General features: G+C 45.0%; 22 protein-coding genes, 1 tRNA gene and 1 pseudogene. 4 read left to right on the forward strand and 20 right to left on the reverse strand.

Annotated elements, in window-relative coordinates:
* Positions 1–95: 95 nt before the first annotated feature.
* The 10 genes and pseudogenes from GH808_RS12230 to GH808_RS12270 form a co-directional block, all read right to left on the reverse strand.
* Positions 96–2,030, reverse strand: a complete 1,935-nt coding sequence (locus GH808_RS12230) for a methyl-accepting chemotaxis protein (protein WP_476559227.1) — start codon at positions 2,028–2,030, stop codon at positions 96–98.
* A 51-nt stretch (positions 2,031–2,081) separates the two neighbouring features.
* A pseudogene (locus GH808_RS15810) lies at positions 2,082–2,411 on the reverse strand (hypothetical protein); the annotation flags it as partial.
* A gap of 352 nt (positions 2,412–2,763) precedes the next feature.
* Positions 2,764–4,587 carry a glutamine--fructose-6-phosphate transaminase (isomerizing) gene (gene glmS / locus GH808_RS12235; RefSeq protein WP_186843075.1) on the reverse strand — a complete coding sequence of 608 codons (1,824 nt, stop codon included), beginning with the start codon at positions 4,585–4,587 and terminating at the stop codon, positions 2,764–2,766.
* 296 nt (positions 4,588–4,883) lie between these two features.
* On the reverse strand, positions 4,884–6,221 hold the full coding sequence (glmM, locus tag GH808_RS12240) for a phosphoglucosamine mutase (protein WP_186843076.1): 1,338 nt from the start codon (positions 6,219–6,221) through the stop codon (positions 4,884–4,886).
* 98 nt (positions 6,222–6,319) lie between these two features.
* On the reverse strand, positions 6,320–7,369 hold the full coding sequence (gene mnmA, locus GH808_RS12245) for a tRNA 2-thiouridine(34) synthase MnmA (RefSeq protein ID WP_186843077.1): 1,050 nt from the start codon (positions 7,367–7,369) through the stop codon (positions 6,320–6,322).
* A gap of 23 nt (positions 7,370–7,392) precedes the next feature.
* Positions 7,393–8,157, reverse strand: a complete 765-nt coding sequence (locus GH808_RS12250) for a cobalamin biosynthesis protein CobQ (protein WP_186843078.1) — start codon at positions 8,155–8,157, stop codon at positions 7,393–7,395.
* Positions 8,157–9,509 (reverse strand): MurT ligase domain-containing protein, encoded by a 1,353-nt coding sequence (locus tag GH808_RS12255; RefSeq protein ID WP_186843079.1) that lies wholly within the window; start codon positions 9,507–9,509, stop codon positions 8,157–8,159. Before GH808_RS12255 ends, GH808_RS12250 begins: the two co-directional genes overlap by 1 nt.
* 17 nt (positions 9,510–9,526) lie before the next feature.
* A complete protein-coding gene (locus GH808_RS12260; protein WP_186843080.1) occupies positions 9,527–10,558 on the reverse strand; it encodes a potassium channel family protein in 1,032 nt (343 codons plus the stop codon).
* A gap of 17 nt (positions 10,559–10,575) precedes the next feature.
* Positions 10,576–10,830: a GIY-YIG nuclease family protein gene (locus GH808_RS12265; RefSeq protein WP_186843081.1), complete on the reverse strand. Its 255-nt coding sequence runs from the start codon at positions 10,828–10,830 to the stop codon at positions 10,576–10,578.
* A gap of 110 nt (positions 10,831–10,940) precedes the next feature.
* Positions 10,941–11,108 (reverse strand): zinc-ribbon domain-containing protein, encoded by a 168-nt coding sequence (locus tag GH808_RS12270; RefSeq protein WP_186843082.1) that lies wholly within the window; start codon positions 11,106–11,108, stop codon positions 10,941–10,943.
* Between the two features lie 233 nt (positions 11,109–11,341).
* Between GH808_RS12270 and GH808_RS12275 the strand changes: the two genes are divergently transcribed.
* Complete coding sequence (locus GH808_RS12275; protein WP_186843083.1) at positions 11,342–12,448, forward strand: aminopeptidase; 1,107 nt, start codon at positions 11,342–11,344, stop codon at positions 12,446–12,448.
* A 170-nt stretch (positions 12,449–12,618) separates the two neighbouring features.
* Positions 12,619–14,292 (forward strand): glutamine--tRNA ligase/YqeY domain fusion protein, encoded by a 1,674-nt coding sequence (locus tag GH808_RS12280; protein WP_186843084.1) that lies wholly within the window; start codon positions 12,619–12,621, stop codon positions 14,290–14,292.
* Between the two features lie 61 nt (positions 14,293–14,353).
* On the opposite strand, the gene GH808_RS12285 is transcribed toward GH808_RS12280, so the two are convergent.
* The 9 genes from GH808_RS12285 to GH808_RS12325 form a co-directional block, all read right to left on the reverse strand.
* The gene (locus tag GH808_RS12285; protein ID WP_186843085.1) at positions 14,354–14,968 is read right to left on the reverse strand and encodes a V-type ATP synthase subunit D; all 615 of its coding nucleotides are present in this window, start codon (positions 14,966–14,968) and stop codon (positions 14,354–14,356) included.
* Between the two features lie 8 nt (positions 14,969–14,976).
* Positions 14,977–16,359: a V-type ATP synthase subunit B gene (locus GH808_RS12290; RefSeq protein ID WP_186843095.1), complete on the reverse strand. Its 1,383-nt coding sequence runs from the start codon at positions 16,357–16,359 to the stop codon at positions 14,977–14,979.
* A gap of 10 nt (positions 16,360–16,369) precedes the next feature.
* Positions 16,370–18,157: a V-type ATP synthase subunit A gene (locus tag GH808_RS12295; protein WP_186843086.1), complete on the reverse strand. Its 1,788-nt coding sequence runs from the start codon at positions 18,155–18,157 to the stop codon at positions 16,370–16,372.
* Complete coding sequence (locus tag GH808_RS12300; protein WP_186843087.1) at positions 18,158–18,775, reverse strand: V-type ATP synthase subunit E; 618 nt, start codon at positions 18,773–18,775, stop codon at positions 18,158–18,160.
* 13 nt (positions 18,776–18,788) lie between these two features.
* Positions 18,789–19,091, reverse strand: coding sequence for a V-type ATP synthase subunit F (locus tag GH808_RS12305; RefSeq protein WP_186843088.1), 303 nt, complete (start codon positions 19,089–19,091; stop codon positions 18,789–18,791).
* A gap of 2 nt (positions 19,092–19,093) precedes the next feature.
* Entirely contained in the window at positions 19,094–19,534 is a 441-nt protein-coding gene (locus tag GH808_RS12310) for an ATP synthase subunit C (protein ID WP_186843089.1), read from the reverse strand.
* A gap of 11 nt (positions 19,535–19,545) precedes the next feature.
* Positions 19,546–21,516 (reverse strand): V-type ATP synthase subunit I, encoded by a 1,971-nt coding sequence (locus tag GH808_RS12315; RefSeq protein ID WP_186843090.1) that lies wholly within the window; start codon positions 21,514–21,516, stop codon positions 19,546–19,548.
* 278 nt (positions 21,517–21,794) lie between these two features.
* A complete protein-coding gene (locus tag GH808_RS12320; RefSeq protein WP_243166207.1) occupies positions 21,795–22,841 on the reverse strand; it encodes a V-type ATPase subunit in 1,047 nt (348 codons plus the stop codon).
* 38 nt (positions 22,842–22,879) lie between these two features.
* The gene (locus GH808_RS12325; protein ID WP_186843091.1) at positions 22,880–23,230 is read right to left on the reverse strand and encodes a hypothetical protein; all 351 of its coding nucleotides are present in this window, start codon (positions 23,228–23,230) and stop codon (positions 22,880–22,882) included.
* Between the two features lie 144 nt (positions 23,231–23,374).
* Between GH808_RS12325 and GH808_RS12330 the strand changes: the two genes are divergently transcribed.
* Complete coding sequence (locus GH808_RS12330; RefSeq protein WP_186843092.1) at positions 23,375–25,954, forward strand: heavy metal translocating P-type ATPase; 2,580 nt, start codon at positions 23,375–23,377, stop codon at positions 25,952–25,954.
* Positions 25,955–25,957: 3 nt separating this feature from the next.
* Positions 25,958–26,224, forward strand: coding sequence for a metal-sensing transcriptional repressor (locus GH808_RS12335; RefSeq protein ID WP_186843093.1), 267 nt, complete (start codon positions 25,958–25,960; stop codon positions 26,222–26,224).
* A 108-nt stretch (positions 26,225–26,332) separates the two neighbouring features.
* Here GH808_RS12335 and GH808_RS12340 read toward each other — a convergent pair.
* A tRNA-Lys gene (locus tag GH808_RS12340) sits at positions 26,333–26,408 on the reverse strand.
* Positions 26,409–26,422 lie beyond the last annotated feature (14 nt).

Genomic DNA, 26,422 nt, shown 5'->3' on the forward strand with positions numbered 1-26,422 from the left:
TTGTTGCTACTTAAAAAGCTGTATCCACTGGATAAACTCAGAAGATACAGCTAATATATATTATACTCGATAAAACTGATTTTTTGTTTAAATTTTTACTTTCTCAGTTGGAATTGTCCAATCATATCCTTTAACATCTCTGCCTGTCCGGACAGTTCTTCACTCGCTGCCGCACTCTGTTCCGCTGTTGCGGAATTGTTTTGAACAACCTGGGCAACCTGTTCGATGCCCATATTGACTTGAGCAATACCGGAAGCCTGTTCATTTGAATCGACCGCAATCTTTCCGACCAGATCGGTTACTTTGACAACACCTTCAACAATTTCGTTAAGCGCTGCTGCCGTTTCATCCGCAATTTTTGTTCCGGCTTTCACTGTATCGATCGACCCTTCGATCAGACCGGTCGTTTCCTGAGCGGCCTCCGCACTTCGCGCTGCCAGCGTCCGCACTTCTTCGGCTACGACGGCAAAGCCTTTGCCATGCTGTCCGGCGCGTGCCGCCTCAACGGCCGCATTCAAAGCGAGGATATTGGTTTGGAAAGCAATATCGTCGATGACTTTGATGATTTTGGAAATATCATTCGATGATTTGTTGATTTCCGACATTGAATTCTGCATTTCAGCCATTTGGGCATTGCCTTTAGCCGCATAATCCTGAACATCCGTCGACAGGTCTTTGGCTTGGTTGGCATTGACCGCGTTGTTCTTGGTCTGATCCGAAATTTCAGCCACGGCAGCTGATAATTCCTGTACTGAGCTTGCCTGTTCGGTAGAGCCCTGCGCCAATGCCTGACTGGCATCGGAGACCTGATTGGAGCCTGCCGTCACCTGTCTGGCGGCATCGTCAATATCTCCCAACAATGAATTCAAGGTCTCGACGATCTTATTCAGCGCATCGGACACGTCCGCAAAATCGTTGTGCCAGACCTCGACACTTTCAATATTGAGATTTCCGTCGGCAATTTGTCCGGTGATTTCCGATATTTTCGATACCACCATTTTCAAAGTCTCAGCCGTCGTATTGACCGACTGTTTCAGTTCGTGAAATTCGCCTTTGTACGCTCCTTTAACCAGCACGTGTAGATTTCCGGCCGACATTTCATTCATAACGTCAGCGATTTCTCGGGTCGGCCCGGCAATTTCTTCAAGAATCCGATTCATCCCGCTGATCAATTCTTTCCAGGCGCCATTGAATTTTGTTTCATCCGCTCTTGTCTCCAGCTTTCCTTCAATTGCTGCTGTGGAAAGGACAGCTGCGTCTTCAACCAAGTTGCCGATTGATTTTGAAACCTGTCCCAAGCTCTTTTCAATCGCTTTAAACTCTTCGCATATTTCCGCGGTATATTCGCCGGCTTCCTGAATATTCAAGTCAAAATCCAAATTGCCATCAGCCAGATTCAACAAGTTGTTTGCCAATCTTTTTATTTCATTTCCGGTATAAGCATTGATGCTCATCGTTGAAGTTGTATCATGTGAGATATCGACAAAACCGATCGACTCGCCGTTTTTATCCTTCAAATGAACGGTATCCATGCGATAGTAGCGTTCTCTGAAGTAGAAAGGATACTCGGTCAGCCCTTTTTCCAGCAGTCTTCTGACTCCGCAGTTTTCGGTATTGCACATTTCCAGCTTGCAGCTGCTGCACTGACGTCCATAGGCATCTTCGCGCTTTTCAGCCGACCCGGTCAGTTTCATCAGATCCCCCAGGGTTTTGTTGACAAAGATAATTTCCCGGTCCATATTAATGGTTGTGATACGATACGGGAGGGCATCGAGAATGGCCAGATAGAAATCCATCTGTTTTGCAAAGGCCGCTAATCCTTGATCAACGTTACCGATTACCTTGCTGTAATCACCGGAAAGTTTTGCCCCATCATTTTTCTCCAGAATGCCTTCCTGCGCCGCCTGGGCGGCTTTTGCCGTAGTAGTCTCAATTCCCTTAACGGAATCCCGGATACTTGCCAGACTCTTTGCCAGCAAATCGTTTTCAGAAGATGGCTGTATGTCACCCGAAAGATCACCAGCCGCCATCTTCTTCGCCGCAAGTGACTGATATCGGATATACTCTGCAATGGCGGCAAGCCCCACACCCAGATCATCTAACTGATCCCTGGCCGCTGCATTCACCTCAACATCTGTATCGCCTGCAGCCAGCCGATCTGTGACTGCAACCAGTTTTGTGATCCGGTTTGAAATCCCTTTGATCGATAAAGCGACAATAACGATCGTCACGATCAGTCCAATACCAAAGACCAACAGCAAATCGTTCTGTACCGTGGCAAATTGATCAAAACTTGAAAAGTTGTGATTCACTACATACAACGCTATCCCTGCCGCTACCATAAATACGCATGCAATTGGCAAGCCCATAGACAGAAGTATCTTCGATGACATACTCTTGTTTTTTTCCATTCTACCTTTTCTCTTTCTGTAAAAATTGATTCTATTTAATCACTTTATCACAGAATCAACTTCAAATCAATTATTTTATAACTCTTTGTACTCGTTTACGAATCTGCGAATTGGACAATCAGTCATCGCTTCTACATCGAGCGATCGACTTGAAATGCAATTTATATATTTTACAGAAAATAGGACCCCGCGTTTTCATGAAATGTATTCGGACAATCTCATTTAACCCTGTTTAACGCAAAAAGCGCCGATTGAACGGACTTGCATCGTCTGTTCAATCTGCGCTTCAGATTATAATCGAGCTTTATTTGAAACGCTCAGGATTTTGTAAAGCAGCGCCGATTTGCCTTTTTTACTCAACCGTCACGCTTTTGGCCAGATTCTTCGGTTTGTCGACATCGCATTCTCTGGCAACAGCTAAATAATAAGCCATCAGCTGCAGGTACACAACCGTCGGTATCGGGGTGATATCATCATCCATCTTCGGAATCACCCAAACTTCGTCCACTTCCGATCCAATTTCCTCGTGCGACTCCTGGACAATCGCCAGAACATAGGCGCCTCTGGCTTTTACTTCTTTGATGTTGCTGAGCATTTTCTCAAAGACATGCTCCTGGGTGCAGACGGCCACAACGATGGTTCCGTCTTCGATCAGCGCAATCGGTCCATGCTTGAGCTCTCCGGCCGCGAATGCTTCGGAGTGTATATAGGAAATCTCCTTGAGTTTCAGCGAACCTTCCAGACAGGTGTAATAATCAAGACCACGCCCCATATAAAACAGATCATGGATTTCATGGTTTGCATCCGCAAATTTCCTGATTTTCTCCTGCGTATCCAGAACCATCTCAATCAATTCCGGCGTTTTAGCTAGCCCGTTACATACCCGAACAGCATCCTTTTTGCCCAGCTTTTCGTTTAACTGTCCCAGATAGGAAGCCAGCAGCAGCATGCATCCGACCTGCGTTACATAGGCTTTGGTGGAAGCCACGGCAATCTCGGGACCGGCATTGGTGTAGATCACATCATGGGATTCTCTCGCTATCGAGCTGCCGACGACATTTGTGATCGCCAGCACCCAGGCGCCCTTGTCCTTGGCCAGGCGGATGGCGGCCAGAGTATCGGCTGTTTCGCCGGACTGGCTGATGACGATCAGCAAGGTGTTTTTATCCACAATGGGATTCTTGTACCGGTATTCCGATGCCGGTTCCATCTCGACGCTGATTCGGGCAAATTTTTCGAAATAGTATTTGCCAACCATACCGGCATGAAAAGCGGTTCCGCAGGCGACAATCTGGATGCGATTGATGTGTTTCATCATTTCCTCATCCAGGTGCAGACCGCTGAAAAACGCGCCTGCTTCGGCGCAGCGTCCGGTGATTGCATCTCTCATCGCTTTAGGCTGCTCCATCATTTCTTTCATCATGAAATGATCATACCCGCCTTTTTCCGCATCTCCCGGGTCCCAGTCAACCACAAAAACGTCTTTATCGATCGTTTCACCGGCAGCATTCAATATTGTGACCTCATTTTTTGTCAGGACTGCCATCTCCCCGTTATCAAGCAGATAGACTTCCTTGGTATACTTCAGGATGGCCGGGATGTCTGAAGCAATGAAATTCTCGCCTTTGCCCAGACCAACGATCAGCGGACTGTCTTTGCGCACAGCAACAATTTTATCCGGCTCTTTGGCACAGAGGATTCCCAAGGCATAGGAACCTCGGATTCTTTTCAAGGCAATTTGAACCGTTTCGACAATATCGCCCGTATAGAGCTCATTGAGAAGATGGGCCACCACCTCGGTATCGGTGTCTGAAATAAACCGATGCCCCAGACCTGTCAGTTCATCCCTGAGTGCCATGTAGTTTTCGATAATCCCATTATGGACTACCGCAATCTCTTTGTTCAGACTGAAATGCGGATGCGCATTCTCGTCTGAAGGCACGCCATGCGTTGCCCAGCGCGTATGGCCGATTCCGACATTGCCACGGAATGGTTTCTTTTCCAGAAAATCCACCAGATTTTGCAATCGGCCTTTTTTCTTTTCAACCCGAATCACGTTTTTCTCAATCGTTGCGATACCGGCTGAATCATAGCCACGGTATTCCAATCGGGAAAGGCCTTCCAGCAGGACTTCCTGCGCCTGCTTAGTTCCGATATAACCTACAATTCCACACATTTTTATCACCTTTTCCACATTAAAATGAAGCTGTTTTTTGTCCTGAAAATCACTCTTCAGATTTGTACAGCTTTGATTCAGGGCATCCGCCGAATTTTCGATACTCCCCGTCCTCGTCAACTCTAACCATGTGTGGACCGCACTAGAGTTCTGGCGCTTTTTGAATGCTTCGTGGTCAGGGTCCAATCCAAACTAAACCATGAAAACATGCTGATTTATTTTAACATAAATTCCTGCTAAATACAAAAAAATGAGAGCCAAAGCCCTCATTTCTTAAGATTTCATTTTTTTGACGGTTATGCATCCAGACGCGTTTCAATCAATGTCGCCAGGTCGTTGGCAATGAGTGTCAGTTCTTCCTGATTTTCTCCTTCGATCATCACCCGAACCAGAGGTTCCGTCCCGGACGGACGGATCAGCACCCGGCCCTGCCCCTGAAAATGGGTTTCAACTTCCTGAATCCGTTTTTGAATGAATTCATCATTCAGATAGTCTTTTTTGCGGGTATTCTCAACCCTTGCATTGACTAATATCTGCGGGTAAACGGCCATTAAATCCGCCAGATCTTTGGCATCACGGGATTCATCACGCAGTAATTCCAGCAGCACCAGTGCTGTCAGCATCCCGTCTCCGGTGGTATTATAATCCAGCAGAATCAGATGCCCGGACTGTTCACCACCAAGATTATAATCACCTTCGATCATGGCTTCCAGAACATACCGATCACCCACATCTGTTTTGATGGTTTTACAATTCACTTCGTTCAGAGCCATATCCAGTCCGATATTGCTCATCACAGTGACAACAACGGTATCCTTTTTGAGTGCGTTCTGCTTTTTCAGCTTCCGCCCGATCAGGTTCATGATTTTATCGCCGTCAATAATATTTCCGGCATTATCCACTGCCAGGCAGCGGTCCGCATCCCCATCAAAGGCAATCCCGATGTTCGCTTTTTCCGCAAGCACCCGGCGCTGCAACGGCTCCAAGTGGGTCGATCCGCAGCCATTGTTGATATTCTTGCCATTAGGTTCGTTTCCGATAACCACCACTTCAGCGCCCAGGCTTCTGAAGAATTCCGGGGCAATGGCATAGGAAGCGCCATGGGCGCAGTCAATGACCACCTTTAATCCGGTCAGATCACCGCTGCTGGCTTTTTTAATATGGTTCAGGTAATAGGTCTCCGGGCTTTCTAAACGCCTTTCGGTTCCTCCGTCTTTAAACTGAACTTCCTTTTTTTCCAGAATGATGTTTTCAATTTCATTTTCGATGGCATCGGGTAATTTAAAGCCCTGGCTATTAAAAAATTTAATCCCATTGAATTCATAAGGATTGTGTGAAGCTGAAATTACAATGCCGGCATCCGCTTCTAAATCTCTTGTGATCACGGCGATTGCCGGTGTTGGCAGCACGCCAACGCGAACAACCTCTCCGCCGACTGACATAATCCCGTTTGTCAGGGCTGTCTCTAACGCTGTGCCTGAAATACGTGTATCCATCCCAATGACGATTTTGGCCCGATGACTCCCGGCGCCCAACACTGTTGCGCCGGCCTGCCCCAGCTGATATGCCAAATCCAGAGTCAGCTCTTCTTCAAAAACACCACGAACCCCGTCCGTTCCGAATAATTTTCCCATCTATGTTATCTCCTAATTTGCTTGGTTTTCTTCACAAGTTTAGCTTGTTAACCTGTTAACAAGCTTAAACAACGGCCTTATTATAACCGATCTGCGGATTAATTCAAATTCTTTTTTATGATGCCGCCGCCCAGAACCTGGCGCCCCCGATAAAAAACCAGCGCCTGGCCTGGTGTTGGCGCTCTGACCGGATCTTTACAATGCACGATTGCCTGACCTTCCGAAAGCTTCTCAACCCTTCCCAGATAGGCGTTACCCCAGCGGCATGTTTTAAACGACAAGTCGGTTTCTGTTAAATCTTCACCGGCCTGCAGAAACAGATCGCCGATGATTATTTCCTTCTTATATAGAACCGACTCCTCAGCAAGAACGATCGTATTGGTCTCGGGAAGGATCTCGGTCACCACCAGCCGGCTGGTCTGCTTAATTTCCAGGCCCCGGGTTTGACCCAATGTAAAGCCATGAATTCCCCTGTGCTTGCCGAGTATTTTACCCGACGCATCGACAAAATTTCCGGATGGCGTCGGTTGCGAGCCCCACACGGCCTCTTTCAAAAACAGGGTATGGTTCTTTTGGGGAATAAAGCAGATGCCCTGACTTTCATCGCCAGCTGACAGATCCGGCAATAAGTTTTTGATGGTTTGCCTGACCTCGTCTTTCGATTCAAAATGATCAAGCGGAAAAAGCAGCCGGCTTAATACGTCCTGATCCAGATGGTACAGAAAATAGGACTGATCCTTACGGGAATTCCGGCTTGCCAGAAGTCTGAATTGATTCCCCACTTTGGCAATTTCAGCATAATGGCCGGTAGCGATCAACGCATTGTCATTTTTTTGCGCCAATTGCCCAAGCAGTTTGAACTTCATCTCCCGATTGCACAGCATACAGGGGTTTGGCGTCTGGCCTTTTTTGTAACCATCGATAAAAGGCGCGATGACCTTTTCACTGAACCGATGCTGGGCGTGAACAACATGGTGCTCGATTCCCAGCGTTTCAGCAACCATTCCGGCCGCCTTCAAGGTAGTTTCCGAATTAAAAAAATCGAAGGTTACGCCAATCACTTCGTAACCTTCTTTGATCAGTTGATAAGCGGAGGCCGCACTGTCGATCCCACCGCTTAATCCGATTATCACTTTCTTTTTAATCATTGGCGCTTTGTTCTTCTCTTTGCTTAACGCTCATCGACGCTGATCAGCCGGGATTCTTTTTTTTCGATCAAGGCCACTTTTGTTTTCAAAGAATTGACTTCCAGTGAGTTGTCCCGTTTTTCTTCCCAAACCGGCAGTTCCTTGTTGGTTTCGATCAGATTCATGATTTCTTCAGTCAGCCAGGGATTGCAGACCAGCAGCGGACCCAGCGTGTTGGTGAAAATCGCCTTGCCGCTCTTGGCACCTTCGAATTTTGTCTTGCCGGTATTTCCATAGCCGTATTTCAGATATCCGAATGGCGACTCTTCATTAATATCGGCATCCATCATTTGAATCTGGTTTCCGATGATTTCCATTTTATTGCCATTGTATTCGCAGATGTAATAAAGATCATCCCCGTAGACAGCGTGGTTTTCATTGACTTCAAGACCGATGAGTCCCAGACCGTTGATGATGGTTTTGTCGTTACGGTTTATTTTTTTGCCAAAAACACCGATTGAAGTCCCGGTGACTAGCATCGGATGATTCTCGATAAATGTGATGAATGCTTCCCGGTGCGGTTTTAAAAACGCGATCACCGCTTCGAAATGCACGATTTCGCCGGGCGGGCAGAAAATAAAATCATAATCCAGGGGATTGAATTCTTTTGTATCCAGATTGATCTGGTCGATTTCGACCCGATAACCCCGGCGCACCCCCTCCGCTCTGATTGCCAGAATGTTGCCCCGATCGCCATGAAGGCTGAATGTATTGGGAAACAGCCAGCCAATTTTTAATGTCTTATCCATTAGTTCTGTCCTCCTTCGATAAATTTCTTCATTTTTTCGAAAGTGGAAATCCAGGTGATCAGATAAATGTTGTTGGTTTTTGCCTTGTCGATTTCTGCAAATATTTCTTTGATATTGTCGCTGTCCATTATGGTTATATCCGCTTTTGCCACCCCTTCATAAATAAGCCGGTTGGCCGTGTCGTATGAAACGTGCTCGGAAAAGCAAAGGTAACGTTCCACCTTCGAATCGATCAGTGGTTTGAAATCGCAGTCGAAAGCGTAGAAGGTATTGGCATAGTGCGGGACAAAGTCAACCAGCGTATAGAGGCCCAGCGCCACCATTTTTTCTTCTTGATCTGATGCCATAATATTCAACGCACTTTGAAGCGTATCCGGATTTTCCTGCTTGATCCGCATGTATTTGATCGTTTTGGCTTTATACTTCAGCACTTCAAATCGTCCGCCTATATTTTTGAAATTGTTGAAAGCCTGGGCGGCCTGTTCCGGAGAAATGTCACAGATCTCCTGACAGATTGCCAGCGCACCAGCATAATTGTAAAACATGAAAGGCAGATCATAAGGCATATTGCACTTGACCCCTTTGAGCCTGAATGTTTTTTCTGTGAAATTGATATCGGTCACTACGTATTCCGGCGTTTTCTCGCTGGCATAACCGCAGTGAGCGCAGTAAAACGGACCGATGCTGTCCACATTGTAATAATCAAAGCTCAAATCATGATGACACTTCGGGCAGGCCTGCGTTGGATAGTCCGATCCTTTGGTGAAGGACTCGTCATGATGTTGAACTCCGTAATAGACAGAACGACCGGCTATTTCCTCAAAGGAGCGTGAACGCGGTTCCTCGTTGTTTAAAATCAATGTCATTTGAGGATTGATCACCTCTTTTAACTTGCGATAAATAAAATCAGGATCTCCGTTTCTTTGAACCTGGTCTTTCTGCAGATTCGTAATCAGCATATTTTCTGCCGGCAGCTGCTCATACACAAGCGGCAGATACCGCTCATCCGTCTCAAAAATATAATAATCCACCTTGAGCTTTCCAGTCAGGGTTGACTCCTTTGCCAGAATCGTCGCGATCCCACTCAAAAGATTGGCACCTTCAAGATTCGAGATGATTTTTTTTCCGTTTTCCTTGAGAATATGTGCCACCAGATTGGTCGTTGATGATTTCCCGTTTGTTCCGGTTATGAATACTACTTTTGAATAGTCGATGTTTTTAAAATTCTTGACAAAATTCGGATCAACGACCAGCGCTTTTTCTCCCGGAAGATTTGTTCCTCGATCCCTGCTGACAAGATTAATAGCGGCGCCGATTATCTTCGCCAGCCAAAGTGCAAAATAAAATTTCATTATGAATAGCCTTTCTTTTAAATATCTTTGTTTTTTAGTTTTTCTCTGATGACCGACAGCATGTTTGCCTTGCCGGGTGATGTTTCTTCGGCCGGCTTTTCTTCCTGATCGGTGTTTTCTGTTTGGTTCCAACTCATTTGCGCTGCGCCGGCAACGACTGCGCCGACAAAGCAGGCAGTACTGAACATACTGACCAGCCCGATTATAATTGCTACCAGCTCGCTGAAAATCATCCCGTCTACCCGAACCGGACTGATGTCTCCATATCCCACGGTGGCAAAGGTCATAACGAGATAATAAAACATGTCAAATGCGTCCAGGTTTCTGCCGAAGCTGGCGGCATAAAAGTCCGGATTTATTTTAAAACAATTATAAACCATCAGATACAAAATTACCAGTTCACTGATAACCAAAGCCAGCATGCCCTTGAGGATGCTCGCAGTAGCCTGATACTTGCTTCGCTTTGATACGGAACTGCGCAGCAGACTTGGATTGGCGATGGCACGGATCATTAAAGAAAAACATAGAATCAGGGCAAAGCCCAAACCAATCAATCCAACGGGTAAACCGGGCGGTGAAATGAAATCAGCAAACAGCACAAACCAATGCCCCAATATCAGATAATAAATAATACTGACAAAACGGGATACCACGTTGTCCTGAAACTGATCCAGTTTCAGAAAAAGATGCTGCACAAAAAAGACAACGATGATGAAAGCTGCAAAGCTGAGTAAAATGCCGGCAAATTCCTGCGGCAATATCTTATGATTGCTCGAAACCACCACAAGCGATATGATCAGCAAAATGCCGGTGACGGTCAGAATTCCCTGATATTGATAACTCATCGTCAGTTTAACCAGAAAACGCCTGACCGGTTTGATTTTTTTATTTTCGCGATGTTTTATTTCCTGAAAGTAGCGATCCTTATTATAAAAGAGAAACAACTCAAAAAGAAAAAGGAAAAATATAAATAAATCATAGAAAATAATAATTGCATTTCCATTGGCCAGGTTATCTTGAACCGGAAATCCATTCATTATCTGATTCATCGAAATCTCCTTTCTGTTTATCTGAAACTATCAATTAAAATCAACTTCTGTTTTTTTGTCATTTTTTTTATTGCCGCTTCCCGGACGAGCGCTTCCGATTTCCCATCCAGCTCCTCCCAGTAGACCAATTCGACTGGTCGACGGGAACGCGTGTATTTTGCCCCGTTACCGGAATTGTGAACCTTAATGCGTGAATCGATATCTTTTGTCCATCCAGTATACAGTGACTCGTCTCTACATTTTACGATATAAACATAAGTTTTGTCTATCATTTGTTTTCTTTCTCTGTCGCTTTCATTTTCATAATGACCAATAAAAACGACGTTATATATAAACTAAAAAAGATCCCGAAAGGGATCTTGATTGCTGTTATTAACAGTTCCTAGAAATTGCTGTTTCTTGGTCTTCTAGTTTGTTTTCTTTTTGTACGACATTCGCGACATCTTTTTGGTTCATTATCAAAACCTTTTTCCTGGTAAAATTCTTGTTCACCTACAGTGAATACGAATTCTTCGCCACAATCTTGACAAATTAAAGTCTTGTCTTCCATGAGTTACCTCCACTTAATTTAATGTACAGGATCTGATTGATTCTTTTTTAAATGGATCATGGACGTACTTGTCTTTAGTGTTTACCATTTATGAACTTCTAATCATTTCTATACTGGTGTTATTATAACGTATTCGGGGCATTTTGTCACCTCTTTTTTTATTTTTATATTGAGTTAAATTCTTTTTTCGTTTATATTTAATACTATATATTTTAATTTCAAGGAGACAAATTATGAGAGATACTCGGTTAATCAACTACGCACATACACTCATCAACTATTCCCTTTATGTAAAGAAAGATGAATGGGTCGTTATTCGCGGCTCCGACCTGGCGATGCCACTCATTAAAGAATGCTACCGGGAAGTACTGAAAGCAGGTGCCCACCCCACTGTCATGCTGATCCCGGATGGCATTTCCGAGATCATGCTGAAAGAAGGAAATGACGACCAGCTCCAGTTCAACGCACCGGTAATGATGGAGGTTTATTCAAAAGCCGACAAAATACTCACCATTCTGGGGGGCCATAATTTGAAAGATCTGACCGGAATTCCAAGTGAGCGAATTTCATTTCAGCGGCGTTCAAGTGCTCCGCTAACCAAAATCTATCATGACCGGATTGCTCAGGGCCAGATGGACTGGACGTTATGTCTTTATCCAACCGAAAGCGGCGCGCAGGAAGCCAGCATGTCTTTGGCAGACTACGAAAATTTCGTTTTCAAAGCCTGTCTCATCGATACACCAAACCCGATTGCAGCCTGGGAAAAAGTTCGTGATGAACAGCAGTCAATGATCCGCTATTTAAATGCCCGAAAGCATTTTCATATCGTTGCCAGCGACACCGACTTAACCTTAAGCACCGAAAACCGCGTCTGGATCAACTCAGACGGTCATCACAATTTCCCGAGTGGTGAAGTTTTCACCGCGCCAGTCAAAGAAAGCGTCAATGGTACCATCCGGTTTACCTTTCCCGGCATCTACAGTGGCCAGGAAATTGAAGATATCAGATTGACGTTCAAAGACGGCCGGGTCGTTGATGCGACTGCCAAACGCGGTGAAGAACTGCTTTTATCTCTCATCGATACGGATGAAGGCTCGCATTATGCCGGCGAATTCGCCATCGGCACCAATTACGGCATTAAAGAATTTACCAAAAACATGCTATTTGATGAGAAAATCGGTGGCACCATCCATCTTGCCCTTGGCAGCTCCTACCCTGAGTGTGGACCTGTCAATGACTCCCTTCTGCATTGGGATATGCTGTGCGATATGAAGGACAACGGCGAGATTTATGCAGATGGCGAACTATGTTATAAAAACGGCGTTTTTTTGAAAAAATAAATGCATTTAAAATCCCGGATGCACCATTTCAGTTCAATTATTGATCTTTCAATGCTTCTATAAAGACGACTAATTGGGCTGAATTCCGGTTCTCTTTCTGATGCCTTTTTATTGTAATGACCCCGACTTTATGATATTATTGGCTGATATGAAAAAATAGGAGGATTTTAATGGAGACCACAGAAAAAAAGACAAACTTTATTACCAATGCAATTGATCACGATATCGATAGCAAAGTCTACACCAACGATCGTGTTCACACCCGATTTCCACCGGAACCAAACGGTTACTTACATATAGGTCATGCAAAAGCTTCACTTCTCAATTATCGTATTTCCCAGCTCTATCAGGGAAAATTCAATCTCCGTTTTGACGACACCAATCCGATCAAAGAAGATGTGGAATACGTTGATTCCATTAAAGAAGACCTTTCCTGGCTGGGTATTAAATGGGACGACCGTCTCTTTTTTGCTTCCAGTTATTTTGATCGAATGGCTGCATACGCTGTCGAATTGATCCAAAAGGGTCTGGCGTTTGTTGACGATCTGACGACGGAGGAAATGCGACAGTACCGGGGGACACTGACCGAACCGGGAAAGGAAAGCCCCTACCGCAAGCGCAGTATCGAAGAAAACCTTGAACTTTTCGAGCAGATGAAAGCCGGTAAATTTCCTGAAGGATCTCATCTTCTGCGCGCTAAAATCGATATGACCAGTCCCAATATGAACATGCGGGATCCGGCCATTTATCGGATTCTTCACACCCATCATCATTCCTGCGACAAAGACTGGTTCATCTATCCGATGTACGACTACGCACACCCCATTGAGGACGCCATCGAAGGCATCACACACTCGCTCTGCACCCTGGAATTTGAAGATCATCGCCCTTTCTATGAATGGGTTTTATCGCATCTCGACGACTTTCAGAAAGAACCTCCGCGTCAGATCGAATTTGCCAAACTCAACCTGACCAAAACAATTGTCGGGAAACGTTACCTGAAACAGCTCGTGGAAGAAAAAATTGTCGACGGCTGGGACGATCCGCGTCTGGCAACCATTTCCGGTCTGCGCCGTCGCGGCTATACCCCGGAATCCATTCAGGCTTTCTGCGAAGCCATTGGTGTTGCCAAAACCAACAGCACCGTCGATATCGCCATGCTTGAACACTTTATCCGGGATGACCTGAAGCTGAAGGCTCCCCGTCTGATGACCATCCTGGATCCATTAAAAGTGACAATCACGAACTATCCAGAAGATCAGGTCGAATGGATGGACGTCCCACTTAACCAGGAGAATCCTGATATGGGAGACTATTCGACTCCATTCAGCCGTGAAATCTATGTGGAAAAAGCTGATTTTATGGAAATTCCTGCCAAAAAATACTACCGTCTCTTCCCCGGCAACGAAGTGCGTTTAAGAGGCGCTTATTTTGTCACCTGCAATGAAGTTGTCAAAGACGAAGACGGTAATGTCATCGAATTGAAATGTACTTATGACCCGGCGACGCGTTCCGGAAGCGGTTTTGCCGAACGAAAAGTAAAAGGCACCATCCATTGGGTATCAGCCGCCCATGCAGAAGAAATTGAAGTCCGCCTCTACGACTACCTCATCGAAAATGACGAAGGCCTAACGAAAGATAACTTCCTGGAACGCATCAACCCCAATTCTCTGCAAGTCATCAAGGCCTATGCCGAACCGGAAGTCATGAAAGCCAAATCCTATGAAAAATTTCAGTTTATTCGAAATGGTTTTTTCTCAGTCGATCCGAAACATTCGACTCCCGGCGCCCCGGTATTCAACCAGATCGTTTCGCTGAAAAGCTCCTGGAAGCCCGGGAAATAACAGAAAAAGCAATTTATAAAGAAGCTGAATTCAGCTTCTTTTTTAGATTCCGGCAGCGGTGCTACCGTTTGCTTTTCACTCTTTTTAGTCTGAAAAATTCTTCCCTTTCTTTTTCCTCGATGGTATCCTGAATATATTTGATCTCCTCCTTTAACCGGGGAATTTGTATTTTCTCCAGTGCATTGGCACTTTTCTGAGTCTTTTTGATTTCCAGCGACAGCTTGAAAGCGGTCGTTTCAATCTGCGCTAATTGATAGGACAAGTACTTGACATCCGCGAATTTCTGCAGCGCGACATCCAGCGCCGGATTGTTCTCATAAAAACCATAGGGCAGCAATTGCTCTGATTCCTTAGTATAAATCACTTCCGGTATATCGACGCCCATGACCCCTCTGGCACGCACATCAAAAGGTGTCTCTGGTGTAACCGATAATGCAAATTCCTCCAGATGATTGAGCCCCATGCTGATGCAGGCCTGCTGCAATGCCTCATACGCCTCAGCAAACAGCAGGCCAATTTTTTTTTCAATCTGCTCGGCTTCTTTAACCAGCTGCATGATTTCCTGAATCAGGATGGTTCTTTTTTTATCCAGGAGCTCATAGCCTTTTTGTGAAAAATCCAGACGGCCTTTGTTTTTTATGAGGTTTGCCTTCGTGGGGGTAATTTTAATGGCCATAACACCACCTACGATTCCTTCGAAAAATATTTTTCAATGTTCTCGGGACTTAAACGATCAAGCTCCGTTAACGGCAGTATCGCAAGAAGCCGCCATCCCAGATCAAGGCTTTCAATGATACTTCGACTTTCATCAAAGCCCTGGTTTAAAAATGTTGCTTCAAAAGCCCGGCCAAAAGCCATATATTTTTTATCCGTCGGGCTCAGTTCCTCTTCGCCGATAATCTGTGACAGATCCCGGACTTCCTGAACTTTGGAATAGGAGGCGAAGAGCTGATTGGTAACCTCAGCGTGGTCTTCCCGGGTGAAGCCTTCCCCGATGCCATCTTTCATCAATCGCGACAGCGACGGCAGAATCGATACCGGCGGGTAAATACTCTGCTGAAACAGATCTCTGCCCAGCACAATTTGTCCCTCGGTGATGTAGCCCGTCAGGTCAGGAATCGGATGGGTAATATCATCATTTGGCATCGTTAAAATCGGCAGAAAGGTGATGGAACCGCTGCTGTTCTTCAGCATTCCGGCGCGCTCATAAAGCGATGCCAGATCCGAATACATATATCCGGGATAACCCTTTCGGCTGGGCACCTCTTCCCGGGCCGATGAGATTTCTCTGAGCGCTTCGCAGTAGCTGGTCATGTCTGTCATCACGACCAGGATATGCATGTTTTTTTCAAAGGCCAGATACTCAGCCGCCGTTAAGGCGCAGCGTGGCGTTGTGATGCGTTCAGCGATGGGATCATCCGCGTAGTTGACAAACATCACCACGTGATCCATGATATTGGCTTCACTGAAACTTTTTCTGAAGAACTTTTCATCATCGTGTTTGACGCCGATGGCCGCAAAAACCACTCCAAATTCTTCTCCGGTATTGTCGCCCAGCTGCGCCTGTCTGACAATCTGAGCCGCCAGTTCGTTATGCGGCAGACCATTTCCAGAAAAAATCGGCAACTTCTGACCGCGGATCAGCGTTGCCAGGGTATCAATCGATGAAATGCCGGTTTGGATATAATTCCGGGGGTATTCGCGTGACATCGGATTAATGGGGCGGCCATTGATGTTCGCTTCAATCGCACTGAAAATAGCACTGCCATTGTCGATGGGTTCGCCGATGCCGTTGAAAATGCGGCCCTGTAAATCCAACGACATCGGCAGCTTAAAGGATTCCCCGGTAAATTTAATGATGCTGTTACCGGCGGCAAGACCGGTGGTGTTCTGAAAGACCTGAATGACCACATTTTCAGCTTCTATTTTGATGACTTTTCCTTTTTTTATCTTTCCTGAACTGATATCCAAAATATCGACCGATTCCCCATAAAAAACATCATCAACCTCTGAAACCTGAATAAGCGGTCCAACAACTTTATCGATTTTCAAATATTCCTTCTTCATTGTCATGCCCTCAATTCGTATATCGCTCAAAAAGCGTCTCATAAAAGCTGTCAATTTCTTCCTTCAACCGGTCAATGCCGCTGAGATCATCGTTTGGTACGGTATATTTCATTTTTATAAATTCGCTGAAAATATCGGCATTCTTGAGCTGGGATGTTGGTATTCCCAGTTTCAAGCCTTCCCGGCCTTTTTCATACAAATATTCAATCGCCTTCAGCATGGCGTATTGCTTTTTCAGTGGCACATAGGTGTCTTCTTTGTTATATGCATTCTGCTGCAAATAACCGACTTTGATTATTTTGGCAATTTCAAGAATCCAGCGCTGATCATCAGGAAGAACATCCTCGCCGACCAGCATGACCATTTCCAGCAGCTTGTTCTCCTGAAACAGAAGTTCAAGCATTTTATTTCGCAAGTCAATACAGTCTTCAGCGACGTTGTCCTCATACCAGTCGGTAAGAATTTTAATATACCCGCTGTAGCTCTCAAGCCAGTTGATCGCCGGATAATGCCTGGCGTAGGCAAGGCTCTTGTCCAACGCCAGAAACACATTGACAAAACGTTTCGTATTTTCAGTTACCGGTTCTGAAAAGTCTCCTCCGGCTGGCGAAACCGCACCGATAATGGTGATCGACCCCTCGCCGCCGCCCAGCGTTTCAACGCTGCCAGCCCGCTCATAGAATTCGGCAATCCGTGATGGCAGGTAGGCCGGGTATCCTTCTTCTGCCGGCATCTCTTCTAAACGGCCCGATATTTCTCGCAGGGCTTCGGCCCAGCGGGAGGTAGAATCGGCCATCAGTGCCACTGCATAGCCCATATCCCGATAGTATTCGGCAATGGTAACCCCGGTATAGATGCTCGCTTCACGGGCTGCCACCGGCATATTCGAGGTATTGGCAATCAGGACGGTTCTCTCCATGATGGATTTTCCCGACTGCGGATCAATCAGCTTTGGAAAATCCTCAATTACCTCTGTCATTTCATTGCCCCGCTCACCACAGCCGATATAGACAATAATGTCCGCATCCGACCACTTCGCCAGCTGATGCTGGGTCATCGTTTTTCCGGTTCCAAAACCGCCAGGAATTGCGGCCGTTCCGCCTTTGGCAATGGGAAAAAAAATATCGATAACCCGCTGTCCGGTTACCAGCGGCACCAGCGTTTCACCCCGCCAGGCATTCGGTCTTGGCGTTCGCACCGGCCATACCTGCGCCATTTTCAGTTCGTGTATCGCGTCTTTTTCATCCCTTATTTTCACCAGCACATCGTCAATGGTGTAGCAACCATTTTCGACAATTTCAACGATTGTTCCCGACACATTCGGCGGCACAAGAAGCCGGTTTTCAATGACTTCAGTTTCCTGCACCAGACCGAAAATACTTCCCGCCGATAAAATATCCCCTGGTTTCACCGTGATCGTCGTATCCCAGCGCTTTTTTTCGTCGATCGACAGCAGGCCGATCCCTTCCGGAATAAAAATCGGGGATAGCTCCTGTATTTTCTGCAGCGGCCGCTGAATGCCATCAAACATGTTTTTCAGCAGACCCGGTCCCAATTTCAGACTCAGCGGCTGCCCGGTCGATATAATGACTTCACCCGCTTTCAGGCCTTCGGTTTCCTCATATACCTGAATGGTGCCAATATCACCTTCCAGTACAATCACTTCGCCAATGAGCTGTTTTGCGCCAACCGTCACCATCTCCCGCATTTTGAAGGAAGACATCTTTTTTCCTTTAATAACAGGTCCATTGATCGCATAAATAATACCCGTTTCCCGATTAATGTTCTGCTCAGCCATTTAGTTCACCTGTTTTTCCATAAATTCATTCAAAGTCATTCCGATGAATTTATAATTGGTGTTGATCAGATTTTCAACTGAAAAATCACAGTAAATCCGCTTTTCAGCATCCTCAACAATGATTCCGCCAATGCTACCGGTTGTATTGCTTCGATATTCAATTGCATAGCCCTTCAGCAAATCATTAACAAGTCCCGTGACTTCCGGCAAATCCCGTTCATTCACAAAAATAATGAGTTCTTTTTTTTCTGCGAACAGGTCTGGAATTGCGCTTACACAACTGCTCAGATAATCGCTGTACACTGGCTTTGTCAGAAACGCTTGGGCCTGCGTCAAAATCAATTGCTTAAAATCTGTCAGAATCCGGTTTTTTTCTTCAAGTTCCATCGTTTTGGCCCTGTTTTTGCCTTCTGCAATGATTTTATTCCGATCTCTGAAGATGGTTTGTTTATTGCGTTCCTCAATGGCAGTTTTTTCTGTTGCAATTTTTTGTCTTGAGGCCTCCAGCAGTTCTTTCTGTTTATTCTTTACCTCAGCGATGATCCCTTTTCCCCATGACCGTTCCTTATTCAAAAGATACTGGGAAAAAACGCGGAGTTTTTCTTCAACTGAAATCATTTTGATCACATCCTCACAATCCCACAGATTCTTTAATATACCGTGTTATCAGCCCTTCTTCTCTTTGATATCCATAGCGGTCCGGAATGACGGTTATCAACGGCACAAAGTGCTTCTTTTTTGCTTCCAGAACAAGTGCTTCAATCATCAATGCTGCCTGTTCGCTGAGAAAAATAATCCCGATCGCCTTATCTTTCAGCGCTTGTTTAAAGGCCGTTTCGATTTCTTCTTTGGTGCGCAGATAAACCCCGTCAATGCCAACCAGCTTCATTCCCAGATAGGAATCCCGATTCTCACTGATTACATAGGATTTCATGATTACAGACTGCCAATAATCATAATTGCAATAATCAGTCCATAGATAGCAACCCCTTCGGCAAGCCCGACATAGATAAGCGTTTTGCCAAGTATTTTGGGATCTTCCGAAACTGCCCCCAGGGCCGCCGAACCGACCACACCAACCGCGTAGCCAGCGCCGGCACAGGCCAAACCGGTCGAGAGGGCGGCCGCAATATAACCTAAGCCGGCATCCGTAAATCCGCCTGAAGCAGCAGTCGTTGCCGCCGCAACCATATTGGGTGCCATGATGATTAAAGCCGCGGCAGTCACGGGAATAAAGGTCGTCAGGTTAATCCGTAGAAAACGTTTCATTTTTGACCGGTTCCTGCTGCAGTCATTGTAAAGAAAATAGACCCCCATGGCAATGGTTCCCAATACAAGTAAGGTCGCGCCAATTGTAATAAAAGTAAGCATATTCATTATTTTCCTCCTTAAAATAAATTAATTTCCAGATCAACCGGCTTAAACTCAATCCCGTCACCGCTATAATATTTACTGAACAATTCATAGAACTGTAATCTCAATGCCTGGATCGAAACGATCAGGCCTTCCAGGGCAATGATAAAAAAGTTCGCCAGAATAAGTATTCCCACACTGATCACACCATTCTGCGCCATCATGGCAAGCGTCTGAAAAGCCATGAACAAACCGACATGGGTCAGCGCAAAGGCACCAATTCGAATAAAGGAAAGCGTATTGCTTAACATGCCCAGCAGCATTTCAAAGAGTTCGAATCCGCTTTCAACATAATATTCTGAAGCTGCTTCCTGATAAAGCTGTTTATTTTTCAGCAAATAATTTGCCAGCGGCTCCCGGATCAGAACCACCAATACCATCAGAACCGCTAAAACAATCAGTATGCCATTTAACCGATCAGCCTGCGGAAGAATACCGGTATTAACGCCCAAAAGCCCCAAAAGCGTCGTGTATAAAATAAATCCACAAATCCCGTTTTTTCCAAAGACCCCTTCTTTTATTTCTTTTTTCTTCAACTTGTTGATGATGCTGTAAATATAGGCCACAAAAAGCATCATCATGCCAATTATAACGGCTGTCAGCAGGATGGTGTTGATCTCATCAAAAGGCCTGATCCAGACGGGCTTTATCACCTCTTCAAATCCGAAAATGCTGCCGTACATGAATCCGAAAAATATCGAACACAGCCCTAAGCGAAAAAGTACTTTTCCCAGTTCAACGCCCTTTTTTCCAAGGATAAAGCCCATCAGTGAGAGAATCAGGCCCTGCCCGACATCTCCGAACATGAAGCCAAAGCAGAACATGTAGGTGATGCTCAAAAACGGCGTCGGATCCAACTCATCAAACGACGGCACGCCATACATTTTCACCAGGCTTTCAAACGGGCTAAAAAGCCAGTTGTTTTTCAGTTTCGTCGGCGGCTTCGCACTTCCGCTGCTGCTGTCTGAGAACATCATAATCAGATCCGGGTATTTTTCTGAAACAGCTTCCATTTTCTGCCGGTCTTTTTTCGAAATCCAGCCGGAAAAATAAAAGTTCTTGTTACTGAAAGCCATGTATTTTTTGATCGTATTGAGATTCTCATATAAGCTGAGGGTATTGAAGCTATCGGATGCATCTGCTCGACTTTCTTCTAATTGGGCATTCACCTTCTTAAGCAATTCGCCGCTGCTTGCCTGCAATTCACTGATCTTCCTGTCGATCTGTCTGAGAATCTCCCCTGGTGATCCCGTATATTCCGGACTGAAGTCTTCTATTAGTTTGTAATTAAGCGCTTTCAGGATGCGCCGCGATTCGATTTCAAAATCCCGCGGTGAGATGATCAGAAAGACTTCTTCATTATCCTCCTGATTCCCGACATGAAAAACAATCGAGGTCACACTGTTGTAAATACTTTTCAGGCGTACCGCATTGTCCTTGGTAACCGAACCGATGCTGTAGGAATAATTTTCCAGACTGTCCAGTTCACCCATCTGCACTTCCATTTCGTCGATGTAGGAATAGGCAACTCGGCTTTGTTTGAGTTTTTCGATCTGAGCATTGATTTCCATCATTTCATCGTATTCAATCACGATATTGTTTTCAAAAGCATCAACTTTTTTCAGGGCCTCGTCGAGATCCGTTTCACCTTTTGCCAAAGCTCTCATATCCAGCTTCAGGGATCCTTTGTAAAGCTCATTCAGCTTGTTGACCAGCTTGAGATAGTTCTTTTCGCCCATCTTCATTTCACCGGATACGAGCTGTGAAAACCCCAGCAGCTCGTTGATGTTTTCCTCCCGAATCGGGAGAATGAACCGGCCGGTTTCTATTTCATGCATCGCATCAACGATTTGGATGTCATTGAAAAGAAACATATCTTTTGTAAATTTATCCACGTCTTCAATTTTCCCAACCACATCCATCATGATCACATTTTCAATCGCCATGGTCTCCTCCTTTCCTCGTCTAATCAGCCCTGATAATTATGAAATTTACAAAATATAAACGAAAATCGCTTTGATGTCGGTTTTCGCAATCAATTTGGTAACGTGTAGGCGAACAGTCGATAGACTGTCCGCCGTACAGTGTACACATTTCGCGAAGGCAATGAGCCAATCACAAGCTTACTTGTAGTTGGCGACTGCCCGCGACCTAGAAGAAATTCGCACAGCGATTTCTTCTGGTGATTCGCGTAAACCGGCAGCGAAGCAAACGGTAGTTTCTTCTAATCAACCGATCTGATTAAATATTTTTTAGTCTCTTCCGCATCCATTTTATAACGCTTGCTCGCGATAATTGAAGTGATATCCGCAATTTCAAAATCGAGCAGGTGAATATAGGCAACCGCTCGCCCCAGACTGGCACTGCCCTCTTTGAAAAGTCGCAAATACAGATAGTAAAGGTAGCGTTCGCGACGTCTTTCCATATACAAATCGATGGTTTTTGTATGGTTGAACAGAAATGCATAGTCCGAATTCAACAATTGTTCCTTCATTTCTTCCACATTTTTGGCATTGACGAGATTGGATAAGCGCTTGTCGGTAATTTCAAATCCCCCTCTCAGCGAATAGGCGATCAGCTCTTCACGGGAAAGATTGTAAAACTTTTTCCCCCGATAAATCCAGACGAGATTAAGCAGATCAAAATTCCGCTGTTGAGCTTCGATCAGATCTTTATTTGCCTTCTGATCGAGTTTAAGCAGGCGGTTTTTGAGCAAGTCATAATAATAGCGGTCCAGACTTTTCTCGACCATCACCAGGTCCTGCTCCAAGCTGACATCCTTGTATATTTCCAGCACCCGATAATAGTCGGTGTCAAGCAACAGCTTCTTGAATTCTTCCCAATCCTTGACACGAAACAGACGGTCAAAAGGCACTTTTGTGTATTTCTGAGAATATACGGTAAGTCCCCGTAAGGATTCCAAATCGCCATTTCTTGCAATGCCACGGATTAAAACACGTAAGGATTCCACCTCCAACCGAACTAAGAGCATTTTGAAAAATGCTCTGTCGGTACCATATAAATAATGCATGAGTTTTTCAGTCTCCTGCACTTTCAAATCATTGAGACGCACCTCAAACTCTGAACGATGAAGATTCTCCTGATCCAGTTTTTTTAAAAATTCGCCATAATACGTATGCTCTCTTAAAAACAGGAATACATCTTTCAAATTATTCGCCTTAATCAGCTCACGATAGTCCTGAACACTAATTTTTTGAGCCTTCATGGCAAGTGTTTTTACACTGATGCATGCATATTTACTATCAGACATTTACTATCCCACTTTTCTTATAAATTAAAAATAGAATTCTAACTACCTTCAGTTTTAGTGTTGAATAATTTTTCCAGCACTGCAATCGCTTTTTCCGCTTTTTTTTCATCGTACCGATAGCGCACTTTCAGCAGCTCTTTATCCATTGAATTGATGATCGCAAGGCGTTCGGTTTTTGCTTTTTCTATTTCAATTTCATAGATTTTTTTTGCCTGCTTCTGTGCTTTATCTATTTCAGCTTTTTCTCTTTCTTTTATATCATTCCTTGTTTGTTCCATCATTTGCTCAGCCCGCGAAGCAACCCTTTTTTTTATTCCAATCGCTCTTTTATCAAGACTGATTATTTCCCTGATCACCTCGTTAATATCAGCATCTTCGCTATGTAACATGAATATCTCCTTTCCTTTGACTAAGCTGTTTACTTTATAATGATTATATTTTTATCCTTGACTTTTCTATGTTATCGTCGTATGATGGATGCAAATGATACCCCTCCCCATATGGGGGCGGTTATTGAAAGGATGTGATACCGAATGAAAAAGTCATTTTTTAATATCACTGGTATGACCTGTGTTGCCTGCGCCGGAACGATTGAGCGCAAAGTCGGACAAATCGATGGAGTTGAGTCGGCTGTTATCAATTTTTCGACTGAAAAACTGCTTGTCACCTACGATGCAGAACGCGTGACCCCGCAATTGATCATTGATACGATTGATGCTCTTGGCTATGGAGCGACACTCGTCGATGATGGTTTGTCAGAAAACGCACCTAAAAAAGACAGTGAATCAAAATACCGAAAGCAGATTAATGAGGTTAGAAACCGGCTGGTCTTCTCTTTAATTTTCACACTGCCACTGTTCTATCTGGCAATGGGTCCCATGGTTGGACTGCCCATTCCCGGTTTTCTGGCTGGTATGGAGAATCTTTTACTCAATGCCCTGACCCAGATGTTTTTAACCCTGCCAGTAGTTTATTTATGCCGATATTTCTATATCAATGGTTACCGAGCGCTTGCAAAGCGGATACCCAATATGGACTCGTTAGTTGCCGTCGGCACCAGTGCTTCATTTTTATATGGCGTTGTCGTGCTTTTTATTCTGGCTTACGGATTTTCTTATGATGACATGACATTAGTCCACCATTACGCACATGAATTGTATTTTGAATCAACAACTGTCATTTTAGTATTGATTACCCTCGGAAAGTATTTTGAAACAAGAGCCAAAGGAAAAACTTCCGAAGCCATTGAAAAACTGATTGCGCTGGTGCCTGAAAATGCCAACGTGATAAGAGATGACCAGGAGATTGAAATCAGCATCGACGAGGTCAAAGTGAATGACATCGTGATCATTCGTCCCGGCGAACGCATTCCCGTTGACGGCGAAATAATCTCGGGACGGTCCAGTATCGACGAATCGCTGCTGACCGGTGAAAGCATCCCGGTGGAGAAAAAAGAAGGCGACTATGTTATTTCCGGAAGCATCAATAAAACCGGATCATTCAAATTCAAAGCCACAAAAATCGGCCAGGATACAACCCTAAATAAAATCATTCAGCTAGTCGAGGAAGCACAGTCGTCTAAGGCCCCGATTGCAAGAATTGCCGATCAGATCAGCCGCTACTTTGTACCAGCGGTCATGGGCATTGCCCTGCTCACCTTTCTGATCTGGATGCTTGTCGGATACGGTCTGTCATTTGCGCTTTCTGCCGGGATATCGGTCCTGGTGATCTCCTGTCCCTGCGCTCTGGGTCTGGCAACACCGACGGCGATCATGGTCGGAACTGGTAAAGGCGCCGAAAAAGGAATCCTGTTCAAGAACGGGCCTGCTCTGGAAACCCTTGGCAAATCTAACACCATCGTATTTGATAAAACCGGCACACTGACTGTTGGCGCCCCATCCGTGACGGATGTGATCCTCTACGATGAACATATCACTCAACCGGAATTACTGCGAATAATCGCATCAATTGAGCAGAAATCCGAACATCCTCTCAGCGATGCCATCGTCAAAAAAGCACGCGACAGCAATCTTGAATTGACTGATCCCGAATCTTTTGATTCGCTTCCAGGTCTGGGCATCAAAGGGCAGATCGATGGCATCGAGCTGGTGGCTGGAAACACAAAACTGATGGAGCAGGAGGATATTTCCACAGCAGCGATGGCAAGTGACTATCAGCGCTTGTCCGAAATGGGAAAAACGCCGTTACTGATCGGATGGAATGGCTCTCTAAAGGGAATTATCGCTGTTGCGGATACGATAAAAGAAAACAGTTATCAGGCTGTATCACAGCTAAAAGCAATGGGGATCAAGGTCTATATGCTGACCGGGGATAATGAACGCACCGCCGCGGCGATCGGAAAAATGGTCAACATCGATCATGTTGTTGCCAACGTACTACCCCATGAAAAATCGCAGATGATCAAAAAACTTCAGGCCGAAGGCAATCAGGTGGTCATGGTTGGCGACGGCATCAATGATGCACCGGCACTGGCTCAAAGCGATGTTGGCATTGCGATTGGAAACGGCACCGATGTGGCAATTGAATCCGCCGACGTCATTCTGATGCAGAATGATTTAATGAACATTGTCTCCGCGGTACAATTAAGTAAGGCGACGCTCAGAAACATCAAACAGAATCTCTTCTGGGCTTTTATTTACAATATCATCGGAATCCCCCTGGCTGCAGGTATTCTCTACATTCCGTTTGGATTAAAATTGAATCCCATGTTTGCCGCCGGCGCCATGAGCCTAAGCTCCGTATCGGTTGTCATGAATGCTTTGTCATTGAAAACATTCAGAACAAAATTGTTTGATGTTTCGCGAAATCAAAATACTGCGCCTGTTGTTGAGGCAGAATTGCCCTTGAACATAGAAAATAATACGAAAGAAGGAAAAATCATGAAAAAATTAATGAAGGTTGACGACATGAGTTGCCAGCACTGTGTAAAACGGGTTGATGGCATTTTAAATGGCTTTGAAGGAATCTCTGCCGTGTCCGTTTCGCTGGAAAAAGGTCAGGCCAGTTTTACAGCTACCGAAGATGTAGATATTAGTGCGGTTGCTGCTGCCCTTACAGAAGCTGGTTACCCTGCCTCTGAAATTACTGAGTAAACGATGGAAACCAAAGATCGTTCAACTGAGCTTAACTTACTTAAAACCGCCCGGGGACAGATAGATGGCATCATTAAAATGCTGGAAAGTGATCGGTACTGTATTGATGTTTCGAAGCAAATTCTCGCGGTTCAGGCCCTTCTAAAGAAAACAAACCTGGAGATTCTAAAAAAACATATGAATTCCTGCGTCAAAGATGCTTTTGAAAAGGGCGATGGAGAAGCAAAAATTGACGAGATCATGCTCGTCCTTGATAAATACTATCGATAGATTCTATTATCGTACTTAACACTAAAAAGCCAGTTCTTAGATATAGCTGGCTTTTTTAGCGTTTTTTTTAATAAAAAAAACCGCATCTCTGCGGTTATGTTTGTAAAATGGTGACCCATGGGCGACTTGAACGCCCGACACCCTGATTAAAAGTCAGATGCTCTACCAACTGAGCTAATGGGTCAGATAAAATATTAA

Source organism: Acetobacterium fimetarium (genome assembly GCF_014284475.1).
GTDB lineage: Bacteria > Bacillota > Clostridia > Eubacteriales > Eubacteriaceae > Acetobacterium > Acetobacterium fimetarium.

Bases quoted from the DNA above. Each gene is read 5' to 3' on its own strand.
- GH808_RS12330 (WP_186843092.1), top strand. From the start codon at position 23,375: ATGAAAAAGTCATTTTTTAATATCACTGGTATGACCTGTGTTGCCTGC.
- glmS (WP_186843075.1), bottom strand. From the start codon at position 4,587: ATGTGTGGAATTGTAGGTTATATCGGAACTAAGCAGGCGCAGGAAGTC.
- GH808_RS12280 (WP_186843084.1), top strand. From the start codon at position 12,619: ATGGAGACCACAGAAAAAAAGACAAACTTTATTACCAATGCAATTGAT.
- GH808_RS12305 (WP_186843088.1), bottom strand. From the start codon at position 19,091: ATGAAATCCTATGTAATCAGTGAGAATCGGGATTCCTATCTGGGAATG.
- GH808_RS12285 (WP_186843085.1), bottom strand. From the start codon at position 14,968: ATGGCCATTAAAATTACCCCCACGAAGGCAAACCTCATAAAAAACAAA.
- GH808_RS12295 (WP_186843086.1), bottom strand. From the start codon at position 18,157: ATGGCTGAGCAGAACATTAATCGGGAAACGGGTATTATTTATGCGATC.
- glmM (WP_186843076.1), bottom strand. From the start codon at position 6,221: ATGGGAAAATTATTCGGAACGGACGGGGTTCGTGGTGTTTTTGAAGAA.
- GH808_RS12320 (WP_243166207.1), bottom strand. From the start codon at position 22,841: ATGTCTGATAGTAAATATGCATGCATCAGTGTAAAAACACTTGCCATG.
- mnmA (WP_186843077.1), bottom strand. From the start codon at position 7,369: ATGATTAAAAAGAAAGTGATAATCGGATTAAGCGGTGGGATCGACAGT.
- GH808_RS12315 (WP_186843090.1), bottom strand. From the start codon at position 21,516: ATGGCGATTGAAAATGTGATCATGATGGATGTGGTTGGGAAAATTGAA.
- GH808_RS12270 (WP_186843082.1), bottom strand. From the start codon at position 11,108: ATGGAAGACAAGACTTTAATTTGTCAAGATTGTGGCGAAGAATTCGTA.
- GH808_RS12265 (WP_186843081.1), bottom strand. From the start codon at position 10,830: ATGATAGACAAAACTTATGTTTATATCGTAAAATGTAGAGACGAGTCA.
- GH808_RS12300 (WP_186843087.1), bottom strand. From the start codon at position 18,775: ATGATTTCAGTTGAAGAAAAACTCCGCGTTTTTTCCCAGTATCTTTTG.
- GH808_RS12230 (WP_476559227.1), bottom strand. From the start codon at position 2,030: ATGGCGGCTGGTGATCTTTCGGGTGACATACAGCCATCTTCTGAAAAC.
- GH808_RS12325 (WP_186843091.1), bottom strand. From the start codon at position 23,230: ATGTTACATAGCGAAGATGCTGATATTAACGAGGTGATCAGGGAAATA.
- GH808_RS12310 (WP_186843089.1), bottom strand. From the start codon at position 19,534: ATGAATATGCTTACTTTTATTACAATTGGCGCGACCTTACTTGTATTG.
- GH808_RS12335 (WP_186843093.1), top strand. From the start codon at position 25,958: ATGGAAACCAAAGATCGTTCAACTGAGCTTAACTTACTTAAAACCGCC.
- GH808_RS12255 (WP_186843079.1), bottom strand. From the start codon at position 9,509: ATGAAATTTTATTTTGCACTTTGGCTGGCGAAGATAATCGGCGCCGCT.
- GH808_RS12250 (WP_186843078.1), bottom strand. From the start codon at position 8,157: ATGGATAAGACATTAAAAATTGGCTGGCTGTTTCCCAATACATTCAGC.
- GH808_RS12275 (WP_186843083.1), top strand. From the start codon at position 11,342: ATGAGAGATACTCGGTTAATCAACTACGCACATACACTCATCAACTAT.
- GH808_RS12260 (WP_186843080.1), bottom strand. From the start codon at position 10,558: ATGAATCAGATAATGAATGGATTTCCGGTTCAAGATAACCTGGCCAAT.
- GH808_RS12290 (WP_186843095.1), bottom strand. From the start codon at position 16,359: ATGAAGAAGGAATATTTGAAAATCGATAAAGTTGTTGGACCGCTTATT.